At 39.9% G+C, this 21,898-nt stretch carries 22 protein-coding genes; 18 read left to right on the top strand and 4 right to left on the bottom strand.

Annotated elements, in window-relative coordinates:
- Positions 1-102 precede the first annotated feature (102 nt).
- A complete protein-coding gene (locus FBB35_RS25110; RefSeq protein WP_174711895.1) occupies positions 103-540 on the top strand; it encodes a DUF4332 domain-containing protein in 438 nt (145 codons plus the stop codon).
- 48 nt (positions 541-588) lie between these two features.
- Here FBB35_RS25110 and FBB35_RS25105 read toward each other — a convergent pair whose 3' ends face one another.
- Entirely contained in the window at positions 589-1,203 is a 615-nt protein-coding gene (locus FBB35_RS25105) for a TetR/AcrR family transcriptional regulator (RefSeq protein ID WP_174711894.1), read from the bottom strand.
- Between the two features lie 149 nt (positions 1,204-1,352).
- On the opposite strand from FBB35_RS25105, the gene FBB35_RS25100 reads away from it, so the two are divergent.
- From FBB35_RS25100 to FBB35_RS25040, 13 genes are all read left to right on the top strand, one after another.
- Positions 1,353-2,951: a pitrilysin family protein gene (locus tag FBB35_RS25100; protein ID WP_174711893.1), complete on the top strand. Its 1,599-nt coding sequence runs from the start codon at positions 1,353-1,355 to the stop codon at positions 2,949-2,951.
- 78 nt (positions 2,952-3,029) lie between these two features.
- Complete coding sequence (locus tag FBB35_RS25095; RefSeq protein WP_174713760.1) at positions 3,030-4,514, top strand: pitrilysin family protein; 1,485 nt, start codon at positions 3,030-3,032, stop codon at positions 4,512-4,514.
- Between the two features lie 261 nt (positions 4,515-4,775).
- Positions 4,776-5,006: a hypothetical protein gene (locus FBB35_RS25090; protein ID WP_174711892.1), complete on the top strand. Its 231-nt coding sequence runs from the start codon at positions 4,776-4,778 to the stop codon at positions 5,004-5,006.
- Between the two features lie 703 nt (positions 5,007-5,709).
- A complete protein-coding gene (locus tag FBB35_RS25085) occupies positions 5,710-5,976 on the top strand; it encodes a hypothetical protein (protein WP_174711891.1) in 267 nt (88 codons plus the stop codon).
- Between the two features lie 120 nt (positions 5,977-6,096).
- Positions 6,097-6,363 (top strand): hypothetical protein, encoded by a 267-nt coding sequence (locus tag FBB35_RS25080; RefSeq protein WP_174711890.1) that lies wholly within the window; start codon positions 6,097-6,099, stop codon positions 6,361-6,363.
- Positions 6,364-6,483: 120 nt separating this feature from the next.
- Positions 6,484-6,750 (top strand): hypothetical protein, encoded by a 267-nt coding sequence (locus FBB35_RS25075; RefSeq protein ID WP_174711889.1) that lies wholly within the window; start codon positions 6,484-6,486, stop codon positions 6,748-6,750.
- Between the two features lie 120 nt (positions 6,751-6,870).
- Positions 6,871-7,137, top strand: a complete 267-nt coding sequence (locus FBB35_RS25070; RefSeq protein ID WP_174711889.1) for a hypothetical protein — start codon at positions 6,871-6,873, stop codon at positions 7,135-7,137.
- 318 nt (positions 7,138-7,455) lie between these two features.
- Positions 7,456-7,668 (top strand): hypothetical protein, encoded by a 213-nt coding sequence (locus tag FBB35_RS25065; RefSeq protein WP_174711888.1) that lies wholly within the window; start codon positions 7,456-7,458, stop codon positions 7,666-7,668.
- Between the two features lie 196 nt (positions 7,669-7,864).
- On the top strand, positions 7,865-9,046 hold the full coding sequence (locus FBB35_RS25060) for a phosphotransferase family protein (RefSeq protein WP_174711887.1): 1,182 nt from the start codon (positions 7,865-7,867) through the stop codon (positions 9,044-9,046).
- Between the two features lie 79 nt (positions 9,047-9,125).
- Complete coding sequence (locus tag FBB35_RS25055) at positions 9,126-10,217, top strand: T3SS effector HopA1 family protein (RefSeq protein ID WP_174711886.1); 1,092 nt, start codon at positions 9,126-9,128, stop codon at positions 10,215-10,217.
- A gap of 399 nt (positions 10,218-10,616) precedes the next feature.
- Entirely contained in the window at positions 10,617-11,027 is a 411-nt protein-coding gene (locus FBB35_RS25050) for a 2TM domain-containing protein (RefSeq protein WP_174711885.1), read from the top strand.
- Between the two features lie 487 nt (positions 11,028-11,514).
- A complete protein-coding gene (locus tag FBB35_RS25045) occupies positions 11,515-11,838 on the top strand; it encodes a phasin family protein (RefSeq protein ID WP_012409359.1) in 324 nt (107 codons plus the stop codon).
- Between the two features lie 78 nt (positions 11,839-11,916).
- Positions 11,917-12,438: an FKBP-type peptidyl-prolyl cis-trans isomerase gene (locus tag FBB35_RS25040; protein ID WP_174711884.1), complete on the top strand. Its 522-nt coding sequence runs from the start codon at positions 11,917-11,919 to the stop codon at positions 12,436-12,438.
- Between the two features lie 137 nt (positions 12,439-12,575).
- Here FBB35_RS25040 and dnaB read toward each other — a convergent pair whose 3' ends face one another.
- The 3 genes from dnaB to gloB all read right to left on the bottom strand — a co-directional run bounded on the left by dnaB (position 12,576) and on the right by gloB (position 15,578).
- A complete protein-coding gene (gene dnaB / locus FBB35_RS25035) occupies positions 12,576-13,916 on the bottom strand; it encodes a replicative DNA helicase (protein ID WP_174711883.1) in 1,341 nt (446 codons plus the stop codon).
- A 163-nt stretch (positions 13,917-14,079) separates the two neighbouring features.
- Positions 14,080-14,538: a 50S ribosomal protein L9 gene (rplI, locus tag FBB35_RS25030; RefSeq protein ID WP_174711882.1), complete on the bottom strand. Its 459-nt coding sequence runs from the start codon at positions 14,536-14,538 to the stop codon at positions 14,080-14,082.
- A gap of 266 nt (positions 14,539-14,804) precedes the next feature.
- Positions 14,805-15,578, bottom strand: coding sequence for a hydroxyacylglutathione hydrolase (gene gloB / locus FBB35_RS25025; protein ID WP_174711881.1), 774 nt, complete (start codon positions 15,576-15,578; stop codon positions 14,805-14,807).
- 405 nt (positions 15,579-15,983) lie between these two features.
- On the opposite strand from gloB, the gene FBB35_RS25020 reads away from it, so the two are divergent.
- The 4 genes from FBB35_RS25020 (at position 15,984) to FBB35_RS25005 (ending at position 21,867) form a co-directional block, all read left to right on the top strand.
- A complete protein-coding gene (locus FBB35_RS25020) occupies positions 15,984-16,826 on the top strand; it encodes a hypothetical protein (protein WP_174711880.1) in 843 nt (280 codons plus the stop codon).
- An 18-nt stretch (positions 16,827-16,844) separates the two neighbouring features.
- A complete protein-coding gene (locus FBB35_RS25015) occupies positions 16,845-18,008 on the top strand; it encodes a glycosyltransferase family 4 protein (RefSeq protein WP_174711879.1) in 1,164 nt (387 codons plus the stop codon).
- 315 nt (positions 18,009-18,323) lie between these two features.
- On the top strand, positions 18,324-20,651 hold the full coding sequence (locus FBB35_RS25010; RefSeq protein WP_174711878.1) for an ABC transporter ATP-binding protein: 2,328 nt from the start codon (positions 18,324-18,326) through the stop codon (positions 20,649-20,651).
- Positions 20,644-21,867, top strand: a complete 1,224-nt coding sequence (locus FBB35_RS25005) for a glycosyltransferase family 4 protein (RefSeq protein WP_174711877.1) — start codon at positions 20,644-20,646, stop codon at positions 21,865-21,867. The genes FBB35_RS25010 and FBB35_RS25005 overlap by 8 nt, the downstream gene beginning before the upstream one ends.
- The last annotated feature ends 31 nt before the right edge of the window (positions 21,868-21,898 follow it).

Below are 21,898 nucleotides of genomic sequence, written 5' to 3'. Positions count from 1 at the left end.
AGAGTTATTGCGTAAGTCCTGGATAAGTTAGGTATATCGTTGTTCGCCAATGATTTAGGATTGCTGTATATGTGAGTGAATAAATCTATATTTAGTTTTAAAATGTCTGCTAAAAATACAAATAATCGAAATCTGCTCGCATCTCGTGACTGGCCAATCGAGCAATTACCTGGACTGAGCCATGACGAACAATCACAACTGCAAAATTGTGGTATTATTACCACAGTAGCGCTAGTCAAACAAGGCAAGACTCTAGAGGCACGGCTGGCGTTAGCAAATAAATTACAGATTCATCTTCAGTATGTAAATAAATGGATGGCTTTAGCTGACTTAGCGCGTATTCCCAGCGTAGGCGTACAATATTGTGGTTTATTGCTTCACGCAGGTATTGGTTCTGTAACCCAATTGGCACAGACACCCACTCACAGATTGCACCAACAAATCATGCGCTTGCAAGTAGCAACAATGCAGCGCCGAGATTTGTGTCCAGCGATTGAGCTAGTACAACAATGGAGTCAGCAAGCGCAAGCAATTAGGTGATTAGGGATTGGAGAAACTACCCAGTACCCAGTACCTAGTACCCAGTCCCTAATCCTTAGCTAAAACACCATTAAGGAAGATATCAGCGAGTCCTTCGGCCATTTCTTGCATTTGTTGGGGGGAAGCGTCAGGTTCGATGAGGGTGTTGTTAGAAAAACCTGCGATCGCAAACATTCCCAAAAAAACTTTAGCTACCAGCTTGGCATCCCCTTGGCGATAAATGCCTTTATCCATCGCTGTTTGAAAGAATGCTTCGCCGACATCGGTCATTTTGGTAATGACTTCTAATTGAATGCGATCGCGTAAATCGGGGTGAAATTGCACCTCCATAAAACAAACGCGCATCAAATCGGCATTTTTTTGAAAGTTCCACATCCGGCGACGCATCACTTGAGCTACAGCTTTATAGCTGCCCATTTCACTTAATTCTGTTAGCAAATCTGTTAAAATCTCTACCCAGCCACTCGTGGCTACTTCTACTAAAATTGCTTTTTTATTGGGAAAATGACGAAATAGAGTGCCTTCAGCCACACCTGCCGCCTGCGCTAAATCACGGGTGGTAGTGCCGTCAAATCCCTGAGAGGCAAACAACCGTTGTGCTGCCTGTAAAATTCGGGTGCGCGTCTGAGCCTCTGAGGGTGGGGAAGAATTAAAAACTCGCATAAAAGTTTTGGTAATATTTGCGGAACACGATTTGTAGCATTATTGTCTAACGTCAAGTAAAAAAGCTCAACAAGCTTAATACAACATTAACGTCCTTTTGCTAGGTATCCTGTTTCTCCGGTAGTGTAACTTTATCTTAATTTTTGCTTATGAACCAGATCGGTCGGTCAATTTTGGATTTATTACGGCGGTTGTTTGTCACTTTGTTGGCTTTGCTCGTCTTCTGGTGGGGATTACTACCAGAAATTGCTCTAGCTCAAACTAAAACTGCACCTCCTCAAGAAGCCAAAACTCAAACTCCACCAGTTCAAAATTCGATCCAACCTTATCTGGATCGAGTCATTAAACAGTTAACGGAATTTCGTCTTGACAATGGTCTAAAATTCCTTGTCCTGGAACGACATCAAGCGCCTGTAGTTTCTTTTCTTACTTATGCAAATGTGGGTGGTGTGGATGAGTCAGATGGTAAAACCGGTGTAGCTCATTTTTTGGAACATTTGGCGTTTAAAGGTACAACGCGCATTGGCACACAAGACTACAAAGCAGAAAAACCTCTGCTAGAGAAATTGCAGCAGTTAGATACTCAAATTAAAGCAGCAAAAGCCGATGGCAAAAAAGATGAAGTTGCGCGGTTAGAAACTGAATTTAAGCAAGTAGAATCACAAGCCGGTAAGCTTGTCAAGCAAAACGAATTGGGGCAAATTGTCGAACAAGCGGGAGGTGTGGGTTTAAATGCCAATACTTCAACCGAAGCTACCCGTTATTTTTACAGCTTTCCTGCCAATAAGCTGGAACTTTGGATGTCGCTGGAGTCGGAACGATTTCTCGATCCGGTAATTCGTCGTGAGTTTTATAAAGAGAAAGATGTCATTTTAGAAGAACGACGGCTGCGAGTGGAGAATTCACCGATTGGGCAAATGGTGGAAAAATTTATCGATACTGCTTATAAAGTGCATCCTTACAAGCGTCCGGTAATTGGTTATGACCAAGATATCCGCAATCTGACACCAGATGATGTCCAAAATTTCTTTGATACTCACTACGTACCAAGTAATTTAGCGATCGCAATTGTCGGAGATGTTAACCCGACTGAGGTGAAAAAACTAGCGCAAGCTTATTTTGGTCGCTATAAAGCAAAAACCAAAGCTGTTGAACAAATCCCGGTGGAACCACCACAAAAACAAACACGGGAAGTTACTGTACAACTACCTTCTCAACCCTGGTATTTAGAAGGTTATCATCGTCCGGCAGTTACTCATCCAGATAATGCAGTCTATGAAATCATTGGCAGTTTATTAAGTGATGGGCGCACATCGCGGTTGTATAAGTCTTTAGTAGAAAAACAGCGTTTGGCGTTAAATGCTCAAGGTTACAGTGGATTTCCTGGAGATAAGTACCCAAATCTGATCTTTTTCTATGCTCTCACGGCTCCTGGTCATACAGTTGATGAAGTGGCGGTGGCTTTGCGCCAAGAGATTGACAAATTAAAAACTGAGCCTGTAGCGGCGGTTGATTTGGAACGGGTGAAAACTCAAGCACGGGCGGGTTTGTTACGTACCCTCGATTCAAATATGGGGATGGCTCAACAATTGTTGGAATATGAGGTGAAAACTGGCTCTTGGCGGAATTTGTTTAAGCAGTTGGATGATATTTCGGCGGTGACGACGGCTGATATTGGGCGAGTGGCGAAGGAGACGTTTACGCCGGGAAATCGCACGATTGGGAAGTTGTTGTCGAAGGAAGGTTAAGAGAAACGAACCGCAGAGGCGCTGAGGGCGCTGAGGAAGAGAGATATGCAGAGGTACAAGGTGAAGGGAAAAAGGCGGATGGGGTTGAAAATCAAGAATGGGAAAGGGTTAATTTATGCTTTGGTTGCTGTTTTTGCGTGTTTGCTTTTAACTTGTAATTTTTCCTTGGCAGCGACGACTGAGGCGAAGCATTATACTGAGTTGCAGCTACCAGCGCTACCTGAGATTAAGATACCTAAATATGAGCGATTTGTTCTCCAAAATGGCTTGGTTGTCTATTTGATGGAGGATCACGAATTGCCGTTGGTAAATGGAACGGCGTTTGTGCGGACAGGAAATCGCTTGGAACCAATGGAGAAAGTTGGTTTAGCTGGTTTTACAGGCGAGGTGATGCGATCTGGGGGAACTAAGCAGCATTCGGCTGATGAACTCAATGAGATGTTGGAACAACGAGCGGCATCTGTTGAAGCTAGTATTGGTGAAGGTTCTGGTGGTGCTAGCTTTGATGCATTGAGTGAAGATTTAGAAACGGTTTTTGGGCTGTTTGCCGAGGTGCTGCGATCGCCAGCATTTGCTCAAGAAAAGCTAGACTTGGCGAAAACTCAAGCCAAAGGTGGCATTGCCCGTCGTAATGACAATCCAGATGGGATTGCTAGTCGGGAATTTAAGAAATTGATCTATGGGAAAGATAGTCCTTATGCTCGCACGATAGAATATGCAACGGTGGATCGAGTTGAGCGTGAGGATTTGCTGAAGTTTTATCAGCAATATTTCCACCCCAATAATATAATTTTGGGGATTGTGGGAGATTTTGACTCCAAGAAAATGCGATCGCTCGTTCAAGCTAAGTTTGGCAATTGGAACCGCAATCCAGGTATTGCTAAACCAAAATTACCATCGGTTTCGGCAGCAAACACAGGTGGAGTCTTTTTTGTCAATCAGCCACAACTAACCCAAAGTAGCGTACTTATCGGTCATTTAGGCGGACGTTTCGACAGTCCCGATTATGCCGCGCTGGATGTATTGAATGGGGTGTTAAATGGATTTGGCGGACGCTTATTTAATGAAGTGCGATCGCGCCAAGGTTTAGCTTACTCTGTTTATGGCCAGTGGAGCCCCCGCTACGATTATCCTGGCATATTTATTGCTGGTGGACAAACGCGATCGGATGCTACCGTGCAGTTTGTCAAAGCCTTACAAGCTGAAATCAAACGCATTCAAACTCAAAGAGTGACAGCAAAAGAACTGGCTTTTGCCAAAGAATCTACACTCAACTCCTTTGTATTTAACTTTCAAGATCCCAGCCAAACCTTATCAAGGTTGATGCGATACGAATATTACGGCTATCCTGCCGATTTTCTCTTTCGCTATCAAAAAGCCGTCGCCGCTACCACAGATGCTGACGTGCAACGGGTAGCACGAGAATACCTCAAGCCCGAAAAGATTGTGACTCTAGTAGTCGGGAATCAAGCCGCCATTCAACCGCCATTAACGCAGCTAGCAGCAAAGGTGACACCAATAGATGTAACCATTCCTGGTTCGCAACCACAGGCGAAGAATTAATCCAAATTGCGATCGTAACGATAAGTAGAGACGTGATTTATCGCGTCTCTACTCATTTAGGGAGACAAACAAGATCAGAATATAAATCATCGCTTTTAAAGACGAAAATCCTTTAGTTATGTCTTGAAAATTAGCCCCAAAAAGTTAAATGACTAAGATTTTATTGCAAAATACAAGTGATGGAGTCTGGATTTGTAGCTTAATGTTATCTCAGACTAGATCAATTAATATCACTAGATTTTGTGAGGTACATCAATAGTCATGATCTTAATATCTAACCTGCATCCTAATAGTGACGTGAATCTGCTCACCGAAATAACCGATTGGGAAATGATAACTGTAGAGGGTGGAAGAAGAAGCTCAAGAAGAGACGATAAAGATACTTCTGGTATCCTTTCAAAAGAAAATATAAAAGAGACTGTTAATGATTGGTTAACCAATATAGAACAGCAAATAGTAGACCTACGACAACAACTAACTGGTTTGCAATAATTGTGAACAATCAGAATTTTATAGTCATTAAGCTCGTGCGCTCTTAGATTAATCAAGAGCGCACGATTTTTGTTTACAGATTTTTGCAATTGATTTAATACATAACTATATGCTTCGATTAAAGTAAGTCTAGACCTGCCGAATATCATGCTTATCTACACAGGATTTCACAAGTCTGAAAATTTTCATACGGTACTTTGATGAAATACACCCCTCTCGTCTCCAAGGTTAATAACAGAGCAGGTGGAGTATTTTTGTATTTCACAAACTTGAAATATACTAATCAGCTACCAATGCGGTTCAATTAAGGCTAAAAACTAAAAATGGTGTAGGCTGGGTTGAGAAACGAAACCCAACAAAGCCTTGATAATGTTGGGTTTCACTGTTGCTCAACCCAACCTACTATTCTTCTTAACCCAACCGTATTGAGTTATGAAAAGTTAGACTCTCGACTTATCAAAGCAGTTGGTAATCTTTAAATGGCTAATGTTTACAAAAAATAGCATGTTTTCTAAACATTTTTTGAATAAAAATAAAGCCATTAATAAAGACGCAACCCATTTATTTATGTCTTACAAATCAGGCTTACAAGCTTGATCTTTCTAAATTTTATGAATAAAAATGAAATCAGCAGTTAAGCAATACACAGCTTAATCGCTGCTAAAGTCTCTTCAAATGGGACAAATTATTGTAGGAGAAAATTATGGCGAGCATCGCTCTTTCGCAACTAAATACGACTGGTTCTGAACTGTTCCAAGATTCTGAAAGCTTCCTTAACGACCTAAATAATGTAGATTCTATCACTATTTATGGTGGTGGTTATGGTGGTGATGTTTCTAGTGTTGCCGAAGGTTTAGACCCACTATTAGCTTACGGTGTTAAGGGACAAGAGTTCGCATTGTTAGCCTTTGGAGCTAGCTTGACTGCACACATCGTCAAGTCATTTAGCGACACTGATATTCATTATTAATTTGTAGTTTACTACTGAGCTACATTGCTCTGTGGAACTTGTTGAATTAGCGATTAAGCAATACACAGCTTAATCGCTGTCAAATCTGCTGAATTGTGACAATTATCTTAGGAGAAAATTATGGCGAGCATCGCTCTTTCGCAGCTAAATACGACTGGTTCTGAACTATTCCAAGATTCTGAAAGCTTCCTCAACGACCTGAACAATGTAGATTCCATTACTATTTATGGTGGTGGTCATGGTGGTGATGTTTCTAGTGTTGCCGAAGGTATAGACCCACTTTTAGCTTACGGTCTTAAGGGACAAGAGTTTGCATTGTTAGGCTTCGGAGCTAGCTTGACTGCACACATCGTCAAGTCATTTAGCGACGTTGATACTCATTATTAATTTGTAGTTTACTACTGAGCTACATTGCTCTGTAGAACTTTTTGAATTAGCGATTAAGCAATACACAGCTTAATCGCTGTCAAATCTGCTGAATTGTGACAATTATCTTAGGAGAAAATTATGGCGAGCATCGCTCTTTCGCAACTAAATACGACTGGTTCTGAACTATTCCAAGATTCTGAAAGCTTCCTCAACGACCTGAACAATGTAGATTCCATTACTATTTATGGTGGTGGTCATGGTAGTGATGTTTCTAGTGTTGCCGAAGGTATAGACCCACTATTAGCTTACGGTGTTAAGGGACAAGAGTTCGCATTGTTAGCCTTTGGAGCTAGCTTGACTGCACACATCGTCAAGTCATTTAGCGACACTGATATTCATTATTAATTTGTAGTTTACTACTGAGCTACATTGCTCTGTGGAACTTGTTGAATTAGCGATTAAGCAATACACAGCTTAATCGCTGTCAAATCTGCTGAATTGTGACAATTATCTTAGGAGAAAATTATGGCGAGCATCGCTCTTTCGCAGCTAAATACGACTGGTTCTGAACTATTCCAAGATTCTGAAAGCTTCCTCAACGACCTGAACAATGTAGATTCCATTACTATTTATGGTGGTGGTCATGGTAGTGATGTTTCTAGTGTTGCCGAAGGTATAGACCCACTGTTAGCTTACGGTGTTAAGGGACAAGAGTTCGCATTGTTAGCCTTTGGAGCTAGCTTGACTGCACACATCGTCAAGTCATTTAGCGACACTGATATTCATTATTAATTTGTAGTTTACTACTGAGCTACATTGCTCTGTAGAACTTTTTGAATTAGCGATTAAGCACGACACAGCTTAATCGCTGCCAGATTCTGCTGTAATAAATAGCTTTGAATAAACCGATATGATTAATAATCAGCTTTCTTCATTACCAAAAATAAGGATAGCCGATCGGATTAAGCAATTTACAGCTTCATCAATATCAATCATAGCAGTTGATCAATTTTATTAATTTTTCCTGACTACCAGTGAGATGATTAAGTAATTGATGCTTAATTATTCTCATATTGACTAATTGATCAATGTTTTTGGGAATTGAAATCCATGTCAAGAATTACTATTTCTGATCTTCATACCGATGATTCAGAAGGTTTACTCATAGATATTAGCAACATAGATTACATATCTATATATGCTGGTGCAGATGATGATCTTGCTCAGATTCTTAACTATGGTTTGAAAAATCTTCAATTTGCGTTGTTGGCATTTACTATCCATGAAGTTGCAGAGTTAGCAAAATCATTCAATACTCAATAGTGAATCGATTCCAAAAGTGCAAAACTCTAGGAGTTGCTTTAAGATTTTATTGATTGATTCGTACCTCCGCAAACAATAGGTATTGTATGACAATCTACACATAGCAATGTAGACATAATAGATGATCAATCTATTAAGAATATCTTCTAATTACGCAAGATTTTTTAGTTGTTAACTTTGACGATTAACTGAAGCTATGACATCATTCTTATTGAGTTCTCAAAATGCTTTTGATTACCTAATTCTTCAGGGATTATGTACTCAAGATGAAAAGTCTTTAAGCAAAATAGAGCTAAAACCTGCTAAAAACTTTAACTTATTAATCAGCTTACCAGATGAGCGGAAACTCCTAATTAAGCAAGAGCCTTACAAACGAGAGGGAAGGACTGCTGGCGAATTTTTCAAAGAATGGCGAGTTCACAATTTTTTGCAAACTTTCCCAGAATTAACCGACATTCGCTCATATTTTTCGGAGGCAGTACATTTTGATCCTGAAAATTCAATCTTTGTTTTCAATTATCTAACTAACTATCGGGATTTGATGGATTTTTATGTGGAAAAGAATTTGAATTTATTTCCCATAGAGATTGCCAGGGTAGTTGGAACTACTTTAGCATCAGTCCATCGCCTATCTATTGACCGTCAAGACTATCAGGAGTTTTTCCAAATATTCAGCCAAGGAACTCCTAACCTGAATCTTGGCATAGATAGAGTTACCCCGGCAGTTTTTGGCAAGTTGCCCACCGATGGACTAAAATTTTTGTCTCTTTATCAACGTTATGATAGCTTAGGACAGGCGATCGCAGAGTTGAGTAATGCCTTCACTCCCTGTTGTTTAACCCATAACGATCTGAAACTAAACAATATTCTCCTATCTCTGAGTTGGGAAGAAGCTGCTTTTGATGAATCGTCCTCAGATGATAGTCTTATTCGATTGATTGATTGGGAACGTGGCGCTTGGGGAGATCCAGCTAGTGATTTAGGAACGCTGATAGCCAGCTACCTGCAACTTTGGCTACACAGCATGATTACTAGTAAAACAATGGCGATTCAAGAGTCTTTACGTCTAGCAACAACTCCTCTACATTTGCTGCAACCTTCCATTAGAGAGTTGGTAATTGCTTATCTCTCTGTTTTCCCCGAAATTATAGAACATCGTCCTGATTTTTTACAGAGAGTTATGCAGTTTTGCGGTTTCGCTTTGATTAAATCTATTCAAGCCAAACTCCAGCACGAAAAAACTTTTGGTAATAAGGGTATTTGCATACTCCAGGTTGCTAAGAGTTTATTATGCCGTCCAGAAGCATCGATACCAACAATTTTTGGTGTAGATGCATCAGCCCTATCTCCCATCAACTTATCTCCCGCTTCAAAATAAATTCCAATTCAACAAAGGGACGCAAACATTTTTTGTTTGTCTGTCCCTATCTCTCCACATTATTGACAGGCAAGTTTTTATGCAACTATTAGATTCGCTGGGAAATCAACTGTCAGAGATTCCAGAGTTATTGCAGACATCACTACAAGATATCGCTCATAAGGTTGAAATCCAATCTCACCACTGTATTAAACATCCAGATTTTGGTTCAGTGGAAGTACCAGAATCATTAGTCTCTCACTTTCAGCAATTATCTTTAGATTTTCAGAATAAGTTTTTGAGTTATCAACTACGTAGTTTACTTTACGCCCTGTACTACAACGGCTCATCGAAAAGTATTTTGTCATCCAATGCAGAAGCAACGAATTTGGCTTTGAATCAAAATCTCGAAAACAATACATTATTTGGCGTAGATATAGCTTTTTACGATCGCTTGCATGAAAATAACAGAGGTGTAGGCTACTGGAGTCATGATTGGCTGGTTATAAAAGAAGACATCGATGGTACTTTGGTAGTGTATAAGAACGATTTAAAGCTGCACATTGAACCCGATAGCTTACAACAAGCGGCTAATATCGGTGACTCGGTAGCAATCAAAATGCCTAAGAATCTTGTACAAAACGGATTTTATATGGCAATTGCTAATGCAGCTATGGCTCGAAATTATCAAACTCTGGTACGTGTCTACTTCAATTTGACTCCTGAAGGCTCAGTTGCAGTCATGAACGATTTGACTACCCAACTCAATGCTATACCTATTGCTTTCTCATTTAAAGCATTGTATAACCCTTCTGAGTATGGGCGTTACGACTCAGCAGTGCTTTATTTTGACAAAAAGGATTATGAACTTGTTCGTCCAGTCTTAGAGAGGGTGTATAAAGAGAATCAAGTGCATTTTCAGGAGCAAGTACCTTTATTTACGAAGTTTATAGCACCAGGGTTAGCGATCGCTGAAGAACCAGACCGTAAATTTGGCGACCAAGAAAGTTTTGGTACACATCGATGCCAAATTATTGCTAATGGTTTGCTTGAGGCTTGGCATCTAGGGAATGATACGCCAGAAGATAGAATAGCAGCAATTCTGCGACATTTCTCATTATGGGAAATTGAATTGCAACGTCCTTACCTCAATGCCAATTCAGATGATATCTACACTTCCTTAAATCTCTGAACTGCCGAATATGATACTCATGATTTCTAATTAAAAATCATATTTTGGCTGACCGAATTTTAGATTTCAAATAACAAGACTTGGGATTTAAGCATTAACTCTTAACAAGGGGCTTAAGTTCCAAGTCTTCTTAATACGCTTAGTTTTATTCCTCTTTTATCAATGCAAAACCATACGTTGTACGGGCAATTCATGAATTGATCCTACGCGAAAATAAGGGTTTAGGTATTGACAAATACAGTAGCCCTAAATCAGTTGTGAGAAAATAATAAGGTTGTGAATGTCACTAAGTATTGGGTGCAAAATGTGGAGACGTTCGCTAACTGAATTGAACGAAGCCTATTGAAAACTTCGTGAAATCAAAAGCGCATTTACACACAAACTTATAAGGTAGTTAAAATGACTTACGATTCAGAAGATGTGCAAAAAATTCTTGAAATAGCACTCACTCGGAAACAGGAAGGTGAATTTTCACGAGAACAGCTTATAGAAATGGCATCTGAGTTAGGCATTTCTTCTGATATTTTGGAAAAAACTGAAAAAAAATGGTTAGTTCAGCAAGAAGAGGAACGGTCACGACGCACATTTAATACTTTCCGACGCAGAGCTTTTTGGGGGCATTTTGTTTCCTTTCTGGCAGTAAATTTATTCCTCATTCTCTTGAATTTAATCACTAGTCCTGGTTATTTTTGGGCTATTTTCCCAGCATTAGGATGGGGGTTAGGATTATTTTTTCATTGGTGGGGCGTTTATCAGAGTAAATCAGAGGATTACGAGATTGCCTTTCAGAAATGGCGCTCACAAATTTAACTAAAACTCAAGTCAGATTCCGATAATTTTTTGGGGCGATCACTTTAATAGTACACCACGGTGGAAATAAACATACCACTTCAAATGGCGCAAAAGCTTGGAATATAATTCTTTTGACTTTTGACTGCCGCCTTGCGGTACTAGTGGTCTGTCCCATTAATTTTGCGTGGTAATACTAGACTGTGATTAAATAGCAATGTGGCTGTATCTGTGCCCACAATCTTACAGGCGATCGCGTGTATAAGGAAAAAGGGTGTATGAGCAGCGCTGTTGTCCAAATTTGCGTGTCCTTCTGGATAAAATTTTCCCTTAAATCTGCGGCAACCTGAAACTTGAGTAGTTCTATAATCACACCCTACGCTCTCTGTGTTTGCTAATTTGCCAAAATAGAGATGTAGGCTAGAAGAACTACGGTTTTCGCATAGCTTGATTGCCTACACTCAGGAGCAAGGGTCAGCTGTTTTGATATAAGTAAAAGGAAGGGAATATGGATAACAACAACTGGTTACAACAGCTAATGATGATGGGTCTTGGCACAACGTCTTTAGTAGCAGAAAAACTGCGCCAAGTCAGCGATGACTTGGTTAAAGATGGTAAGCTCAATCCTGAGCAAGCTAAGGCAGTTATAGATGATATTGCCCAGCAGTTAAAGTCGGAGCAGGGAAACTGGGATGTCCAAATGCAACGACAAATGCGAAATATGATGCAAGATTTAGGGGTAGCTCGACAGTCGGAAGTGGACGAACTACGGGGTAGAATTGACCGTTTAGAGCGGCAATTGCGCGATTTGGAAAATAAGCTTTGGCGTTAAGATGTCCTTTCTGATTTAAACTAATTGTGTCCTATTGGTAATCTTTTTGCCAGGATACTTAAGTAAGGAGAACTGATTTTGAAACCAATTTTCCTCAGCGTGGCGTTCATGCTGGTGTGTGTTGTGCTTTTGGCTGTGGGGCAAGTAGGCAGTAAACAGAATACTGCCATTGCTGCCCAGTTAACCAAAACGCCGCCAGCGGCCACAACTGTAACTGAAAACAATATCTTAATTGCGAGTAATACTATGTCTGACGCTAATGCCGTAACTACTCCGTCTGGATTAAAGTATGTGGAGTTAAAAGAGGGGACTGGGGCGACTCCTCAACCTGGACAAACGGTTGAAGTTCACTATGTTGGCACTCTAGAAGATGGTACTAAGTTTGATAGTTCACGCGATCGCGGCCAACCCTTCAGCTTTAAAATTGGCGTGGGACAGGTAATCAAAGGTTGGGACGAGGGAGTTAGCACGATTAAAGTAGGCGGTCGTCGTAAGTTAATCATCCCATCTGAGTTAGGCTATGGCGCTCGTGGTGCTGGTGGGGTGATTCCACCCAATGCAACTCTAATTTTTGATGTGGAATTGCTGGGAGTTAAATAAAGATTCGGGCATTGGGCATTGAAAAGAGGCAGAGGGGCAGGGAGTAGGGAGCAGAGGGAAAAGAGGTAATTTTTATTCTTCCCCTTGTCCTCTGCCCTCTGATCCCTTGACTCTTCCCCAGTCCCCAATTAAAATAGCTAAATTTTTAAATTTTGAAACTTTGTAAACTGTGGATTAAACAAAAGTTTCGCTGTCCCTGTAGGCCCGTTGCGATGTTTAGCTATAATTACTTCTGCAATGCCGCGATCGGGAGTATCAGGAGAGTAGTATTCATCGCGGTATAACATTATTACTAAATCCGCGTCTTGTTCAATACTTCCACTTTCTCTCAAATCTGACAACATCGGACGCTTATTAGTGCGTGCTTCTACCCCTCGACTCAATTGAGATAGGGCAATAACTGGTACAGATAATTCACGGGCTAAACCTTTGAGTTGACGCGTAATTTTTGATAATTCTTGAACTCGATTATCGCCTCCTCCTTCCATTAATTGCAGGTAATCTATTACAATTAAACCCAGTGTTCCGTGTTCTGCTTGTAGTCTTCTTGCCTGACTACGCATTTGTGTAACTGTAATATTTGGTGTGTCGTCAATATAAATCGGCATCTCGGAAAGGATACCAATAGCACGGCTTAGAGGTTCCCACTGTGTTTGACTGAGGCGACCAGTCCGCAGATAACTACTTTCAATTTGCGCTTCGCTTGCTAATAGCCGTTGCGTCAGTTGCTCTTTAGACATTTCTAAACTGAAAACAGCAACGGGTAATTTATAAGAAGCGGCGATGTTATGAGCAAGGTTTAAGCAAAATGCTGTTTTTCCCATTGATGGCCTGCCAGCAACAATAATCAAATCAGAACGTTGAAAGCCGCTGGTCATGGCATCTAAATCGTAAAATCCGCAGGGAATACCAGGTAAGGCGATACCTTGATTTCGATCTTCGATATCCTGGAAATTATTAATTAGAGTATCAGAAATGTGAACTAAACTCGACTGGGGACGCTCTTGGGTTACGCCGAATACTTTCTGTTCTGCCTGATCTAAAACAGTTGGTAAATCGGTTTCTGTCTCGTAACCAAGATGCACAATTTCATTGCCAGCTTTAATTAACTGTCGTCGCAGGTATTTTTCCATCACCAACCCTGCGAGGGCATCGATGTTTACGGCTGACACTGTGCGGTCTACTAGGGTTGCTAGTTTATTTCTGCCGCCTATGCGGGTAAGCATTTCATGGTCAGTCAGCCAACTTGTGACTGAGAGCAAATCTGTGGGTTTACCTTGGGTGTGAAGCCTCACAGCTGCTTGATAAATATCTTTGTGAGCGCTAATGTAAAAAGCTTCAGGAAGAAGGCGATCGCTAACTCGACTAATCGCTTCTGGATCTAGCAAAATACCCCCCAAAATCGCTTCTTCCGCCTCAATATTTTGTGGGGGGAGGCGATCGCTACCATCGCCTTTAAAATTCAGTTCTTCAGCCATAAACGATTTTAGTTTTGACGATTTTGCTAGCTGGGAGTATGGGAGTCATGCAATTTTAGATTTTAGATTTTAGATTTTTTCTTCAATCAAAAATCCAAAATTCCAAATCTAAAATTGGCAGAGTTAGGAATTATTACCCCTGCTCCCTCGTCCCCCTTCTGAGTTAACTAGCGACGACTTGAATATCGATTTGTGCCGCTACATCAGAATGCAGCTTGATTTCGGCTTGGTAAGTACCAAGATGGTTAATATCAGGGATGGTAATTCCACGCCGATCCACTTCTTGACCGGTGGCTGCCTTGATTGCATCTGCAACATCTTGGCTGGTGATAGTACCGAAAATTGCTTCGTTTTCACCAACTTGCTTGGCAATTGTCAAGCTACCAACTTTTTCAAGAGATTCTTTTTGCTCAAGAGCTTGTTGTCTGAGTTCTAATTGCCGTTGACGCTCTTGCTCACGACGACGTTCTACTTGCTTGAGAATACCAGGAGTGGCATTAGTTGCCAATTTCTGGGGAATCAGATAATTACGAGCGTAGCCAGGAGCTACTTCCACTAAGTCGCCAGATTTCCCCAGCTTGCTGATATCTTGATTTAAAACTAACTGTACGCGTTTCGCCATCGTTTTTCCTGTAAAATCTGATTAATTTGGGTAAGGCTTGATAGCTCACAATGTCACTGCTGTATTCCAAGCTGTCTTTGCCTACACCCTAAAGCTTACAGATCGTAGCGAAAGGAAGGGTGCGATCGCAACTATTCCCACTAAAAAGTTGAAGGGATTGGGAAGAAGCCAGGGGCAGGGGGCAGGGGGCAGGGGGCAGGGGAGTAGGGGGACAAGGAGAATAGCTATACTCAATTCCCAATTCCCAATTCCCCAATGCCCAATCCTTAAAAGTTATTTTTCATTTCCCGTATCCGCGCAAAGGTTTGCACTCCATCGCTACTCTTAACAGTTGATTGTAATGATGGCTGATCCCAACGTAAAAATGGATTGGTGTGCTTCTCAACTCCTAGCAGTGAGGGGATGGTAGCTTCTCCTCGACTACGGTAAGCTTTTACTTCGTTGAAGCGTCTTTGTAAGTCAGCGTTGTCGCCATCTACAGTTAAGGCAAATTGCAAATTTTTTAAGGTGTATTCGTGGGCACACCAGATGCGTGTATTATCAGGTAGAGAACGCAGTTTGCTTAAAGAATCTACCATTTGGGTCGGTGTTCCTTCAAATAAACGACCGCAACCGCCGGAAAATAGGGTATCACCACAAAATAAATCGCCTGTTTCACTAGCTTTTTGAGGTGGAAAGTAGTAAGCGATGTGAGCGCGGGTATGTCCAGGAACGAAGATAACTTCAGCTATGCGGTCTGCAAACTCGACGTGATCGCCTTGTTGCAAAAATACCTGTTGTCCCGGAATCCTACCACGATCCTCGGCTCCTCCATAAACTATCAGTTGGGGAAATTGTTCGATTAATTGTTTATTACCACCCACATGATCGTTATGGTGGTGCGTATTAAAAATTGCTACCAACTCAGCTTTTAACTCTGCCAGTTTCTTTAATACTGGTTGAGCCTCTGCTGGATCGACAACAGCTGCGATATTGCGTTTGTCGTCATATAACAAGAATATGTAGTTGTCTGAGAGTGCTTCCAGACGGATTACCTGCATTACCTCTGCTCCCTTACAACATAAATGTTTGGTATTGAGTAGCAATCCTACATTCCAGTGAATAATGGTGCTACATTCACAAGCTATATCAAGTGTTTATACTTTGTTTATTATAGCTGTAGTGCAATATTACCTATGATATTATACTTCTGTATTTACACAGTAATTTTACTTAAAAAAAGTAAAATTTAGATGAATTTATCAGTGAATTTCCTCTGGAATAGTTATAAATATAAAGTTAAATTTATTTAAATATTTTTTTACTTAAACATAATTAATATTCAAATTTATATTTTGCTGATCTCTACTCTATCGAATTTGACTATAAATCAAACTAGAGTAAGATTTTATGACAATAAATACCTATCTAATTTTCAAAGTCAACAAAAATTATTCATTTGATTTATGTCAACACCAACAAAAGGGTTTATTACAATTCTAACTGGGCTTTTTTCGTTTCAAGATTGTATTCATTTTTTAGCAGCAGTCAGAAAGTTTCATCAAGAGCCAATTATTATTTTAATTGACCAAGTTCCAATAGTTCTTTATCCCTTGCTAAAGGCATTCAAAAATGTAATTTTAAAACCAGCACCTGCAAACGAAAATACTGTTTTAGCATCGCGGCAAGCAAAATTGGCTCTATATGAAGCTTCTGAGTTTGATAAAACGATTTATCTAGATTCGGATATTTGTTTACTTACGAATATCAATGATGTATTTGACTATTTAGATGAATATGAGTTTTTACTAACGGAAGATGTACAACCTTCTATTCTTAAGGCTACAAACTTATTACGTGGTAAACAAGAAGACCTTTTACCAAACGTTTTGCCAATTTTGCAATCGGTTGGATTGCCATTACAAGCAGATAGTGTGCAGTATAATGGCGGTTTTATGGCTTTTCGAAAAACAGAAGTAACCAAGATATTTTTTGACGAATTTAAACGTTATTTTGAGATTGTCAAAAATAATCAAGATAAATTACTTTTAAAAGATCAAGGGGCTTTTGCTTCTGCGATCGCATCTGTACGTCCTCATAAGAAAATCTTACCACCAACCTATAATTATCTCAGCAAGTGGCAGGATGCTTATGATATTCAGGATACAATTAAAGTTCTTCACTGTACTTATCCTTATCGGCCTCAATATGCTAAAGATATTAGTCGTTCCTTATATACAAGGGTTTTTGACAGATTCGCTAAAGTATTTTTACCGAATCAAGTTACAAATCCTTGGCGCATTAAATAAAAATTAATTATAAAAATAGTGAAAAATTTTTCCAAGATATCGCTGTTGGTTTCAGATTTATCAAGTGCAGCTATTTTGCGTGCATACTTGATAGCAACAGCTCTAAGAAACTTAGAATATGAAGTTGAAATCATGGGGTTTTTGTTTGGAAATAACTTGTATCGAAATTTACCATCAGAATTAAACGTTTATAATTTACCGGGTAAAAATTTTCCAGATTTTTTCGGAGAAATCCACAAATTTTTACCAAAAATTAATGGAGATATAATTTATGCAATCAAACCACAAATAGCGAGTTTTGGAGTTGCCTTACTAAAGAAAATATTTAGCCAAAAAGCATTAATTTTAGACATAGATGATTGGGAACTCAGTTGGTATGGTGGTGATGACTGGAATTATCGTTTCACACCCAAACAATTAGCTAGAGACTTGTTGAAATCAGACGGCGCACTGAGGAATCCTTATCATCCTTTGTACGTGAAATGGATGGAAGGTTTGGTAAGTAGGGCTGATGCAGTGACGGTGCATACTAAATTTTTACAGCAGCGTTTTGGGGGTACATTTGTTCCCAATGGTAAAGATACTGCTTTATTTGATCCTGCTCGATATGATGCTGAGTCCAGCAGAAATCGTTATGGTTTATCTGAATATCGGATTTTAATGTTTCCTGGTGCGCCAAGACCCTACAAAGGTCTAGAAGATGTTCTCATAGCGCTCGATAAAATCAATCAACCGGACTTAAGACTAGTGATTGTAGGTGGCAGTCCTTATGATGATTACGATCAGCAACTTCAACAAAAGTGGGGACGCTGGATTATCAAATTACCAAAGTATCCAGCGGATGTGATGCCTGATTTAGTAGCAGCAGCTCACATTGTAGTTGTTCCCCAACGAGATACCCCAGAAACTCGCGCTCAATTTCCCCTGAAGTTGACAGATGGAATGGCAATGGCTAAACCTGTATTATCAACGCGCGTTGGAGATATTCCCAAAATATTAGGTGATACTGGTTATTTAGTCGAGCCTGCTTGTCCTGAACAGATTGCTGAACAGATTCAATGGATCTTTCAGAATTTAGAGTCAGCAAACCAGCAAGGTATCAACGCAAGAAAAAGATGTGTAGAACATTATAGTATAGAGGCTATGGGTTCGGTGTTAAAGTCGGTAATTTCTCGGTTGTAAATATTAATATGGAATGAGGCGTAAAACATTGAAAAAAGCGGGAGGTAGAGAAACTTTTCAGTTGGGGATTAAATCTTGGATAAATTGAGACCACGCTGAAGTTGTCAGGACTCAAATCACAAGCTCAGTTTGATGGCGGCAGTAAAAAAATCGCTCTTGTAATCTCCCCTTGTGATAGGGCAATATTCTTCCAGCAATAACTGCCTCTTTTGTTTGGAATATTGAAAATTATTTAGTTTGTTTATTTGATATTAGCAAGTTTGGCAAGTAATTTGTGAATAATATTAATAATTAAAAATTGCATAGAAATACCCAATGTCTACCAGAAAACTGCTATTACGATTCGCTAGACCCTATCCAGGTTTGATTTTACTGACAATATTGTTAGGATTTTCTGGAGCTTTATTTAATGGGATTAGCACCGCTTTAATTGTGCCGGTGGTTTTAAAAATTGTGGGACAAGAAGTAGATTTAAGTACTGCTCCTCCTATCCTAAGAACGATGATATCTCCCTTTGATAATACTCCAGAACCTTACCGGATAGGAGTAATGGCTGGGGCGATTATTTTCACAATTATTTTAAAGAATTTAGCTACTTATGCTAGTTCCTTAGCATCAAGTTCTTTAACCCGAAAGCTAACATCAGATATGCGCGAAACTGGGTTAAAGCTATTACTAGAAATTGATATAGATTATTATGCCAAAACTAAGGTTGGAGATTTAATCAACCGTCTTGGTGGAGAAATTGGCCGGTCTGCAAGTTCTATAGGTAGTATCGTCAAGATAGTTATCCTGGCAATCACAGTTTTAGTTTTTGTCAGTTTGTTGCTGTCAATTTCTTGGCAGTTGACAATTGCTGCTACGCTTTTGTTATCGTTGGTGACGTTAGTAAACCAGTATTCTATTTCCCGGTCAAGAAATTTTGGGAAGCAGCTGAGTGAGATGTCTAGAGCATATTCAGTCTCCGTACTGGAAACTCTGAACGGAATTCGATTGGTAAAATCGACGGGAAATGAAGAAAAAGAATATCAACGGATTAAAAAACTGATTCGCGATCGCGAATTAGCAGATTTCCAATCTCAAGTTAATTCGGAAGCCATTACACCTCTAAGTGAGGTCATGGGTATTACAGCTTTACTGCTGATTGTACTTTTGAGCAAAACCTTCTTCGCTCAACAGGTTTCTTCTCTTTCTACCGTACTCCTGACATATTTATTAGTGCTGCTGCGAGTGCTGCCATTGATTTCTCAGTTAAATACTATTCGCAGCAACTTTGCCAGTACCGCAGCCAGTGTAGATGTGACGAATGAGTTTTTAAGCTTGCATGATAAGCCGTTCATGGAGAAAGGTAAGCTTCCCTATACAAAATTAGAAGAGGGAGTATCTTTTAATTCTCTTTGCTTTTCCTACCCTGGTCATGAAAAGTTGGTACTCAAAGATGTAAATTTATATTTACCGCGTGGTACGACCTTAGCATTGGTAGGTGGTTCTGGGGCTGGTAAATCTACTTTGGCAGACCTTTTACCCAGATTTTATGACCCGATCGCTGGCAGTATTACCATTGATGGCACCGATTTGCGAGAGTTCGATCTAGTATCCCTACGGAAGCGGATGGGGATTGTCAGTCAAGATACCTTCCTTTTTAATGACTCGGTGCAAAATAACATCGCTTATGGGCGAGCAGAGGCTACTGACGATGAGATTTTGACAGCAGCAAAGCGGGCAAATGCTTATGAGTTTATTAGCAAATTGCCTCAAGGATTTGACACCCTAATAGGCGATCGCGGCGTAATGTTATCTGGTGGACAAAGGCAAAGATTAGCGATCGCCCGCGCCCTCCTCCAAAATCCCGAAATTCTGATTTTAGATGAAGCCACCAGCGCTTTAGATACCGTTTCCGAACGATTAGTACAATCTGCACTTGACGATCTTAGTCGCGATCGCACCACCCTAGTAATTGCTCACCGCCTTTCTACAGTCCAAAAAGCCGATCAAATAGCTGTGTTAGATCAAGGACAGGTGGTAGAAGTAGGAACCCATGAAGAACTTTTGCAAAAAGGTGCTTACTATTCACGCTTGTACTCCATGCAATTTAGCGATCGCCCTAATAAAAACTTGATTCAGACAAAAATTATTAAGGCAATGCGCCTAAGCTCAAAGAAATTTGTTGATCGTCCTGAAGCCGCTACTAAACACAATCAAAGCTTGCTCCGTATCTCTCACGAAATTCGGACACAGTTGAACTCAATGATTGGATTACTACGTTTATTGCTTGATGGCTTAGAAGACGATCCTCAAGAACGGCACAAATTAATTGAAGACTCTTACAAATCAGCCTGGAGAATTCTCAACACTATTGATATTTTTGAAGATGTGATTAACTTACAAATAAGGGGGCAGATTCTCTCAATTTCTGACCAAAATCAAAATTTCATCAGCAACTATTATCAAAGCTTTAATCATCTCTCAATTGAGTTTAGAACTTCTCTTAATCTCATACTTAGCTCTCTCCGCTCTCTAGCAGATAATTTTATAGAGACTCCTCAACAAGAAGAACCAAATGAATTAGTTAGTGAAACTTATGAATCTATTATATGTCTTCTGAAGAATTTAGAAACATTTGAGGATAATATTAATGTCTAAAACTAGCAAAAATAATACTTTAAAAAAACACTACATTTTTTTCATTGGTGAAGAATTACCCCAGCCAGAAGCTCACCTAGTGCAGTCTACAAATGCAGCTAATGCTGCCGCTAACTTAGGATACTCAACAGTTTTGGTATACCCTGATAAAGGAACGAAAGCGAGCAACCTAACTAATTTATTGCGTCCTTTTCAACCGAAAAAAACACCAACAGAACTTATTGAATATTACAATCTCCATGACAAGTTAAAAGTTGCTCCATTACCGATGCCTTGGCCGATTGACCATTTTTCGAGCAAATTTACTGACTCCAACACTATTGCAAGCAAGTACTATTTACCATTTCATATACTTCCAACTACTAAACTTGTCCACAGTCGCAACTGGAATTTTGTCAAAGCTGCCATCAAAAATGGCATTCCGGCAATTTATGAACACCACCACCATGAAGAGAAACCATTTGAGCAAGAAATTGTTACAAATCCACTCTTACAAATAGCTGTCACCGTTGTAGAAACAATCCGTGAAAGCATGATTAAAAATGGGATGCCGCCAGAAAAAGTAATTAAGCTGCACAATGGTTTTAATCGCTTGTTTATGCAGAGACAACCAGAAAAAGCCGCAGAATGGCGACAAAAACTATTACAAGATGAAACCCAAAAATTGGTAGTCTATGCAGGAGCCTTACAGCAATTTAAAGGTATTGATGTACTAATTGATGTGGCTAATGAAATGCCTAATGTGCAATTTGCCTGTGCCGGTGGTAAGCCAGCAGAAGTAGAATATTATCAGCAATTGGTAAAAGAAAAACAGGTTTCTAATATTCAATTTTTGGGCTATGTCTTGCATAATGAGTTAGCGTCTTTGCTACAAGCAGCAGATGTTTTAGCTCACCCTCATTGTTCGGGGAAAGCGGCAACTTTTACATCTCCTTTAAAGCTGTTTGACTACTTCGCCTCTGGAACCCCCATTGTCTCGACGGAAATTCCTTCATTAGTTGAGTTTCAAGATACAAAAGCGATCACTGCTTGGTGTGAACCCGATAACCCGAGCAAATTTGCCGAAAGTCTGAAGCAGGTTTTAGAAACTCATCCTAGAAAAATAGAAGGTTATCCAGATAGTATCGAATTTGTCAAGCAGTTTTCTTGGGAAAATCGAGCCGCAAAAATCCTTGGTTATGTTGATGAATCTCTACTTCCTCAACTTATCGTATAAGGAAAAATAACTAATGACAAATGACAAATGA

The organism is Nostoc sp. TCL240-02, assembly GCF_013343235.1.
GTDB lineage: Bacteria > Cyanobacteriota > Cyanobacteriia > Cyanobacteriales > Nostocaceae > Nostoc.
This window is presented reverse-complemented; position numbering and strand designations above follow the sequence as displayed.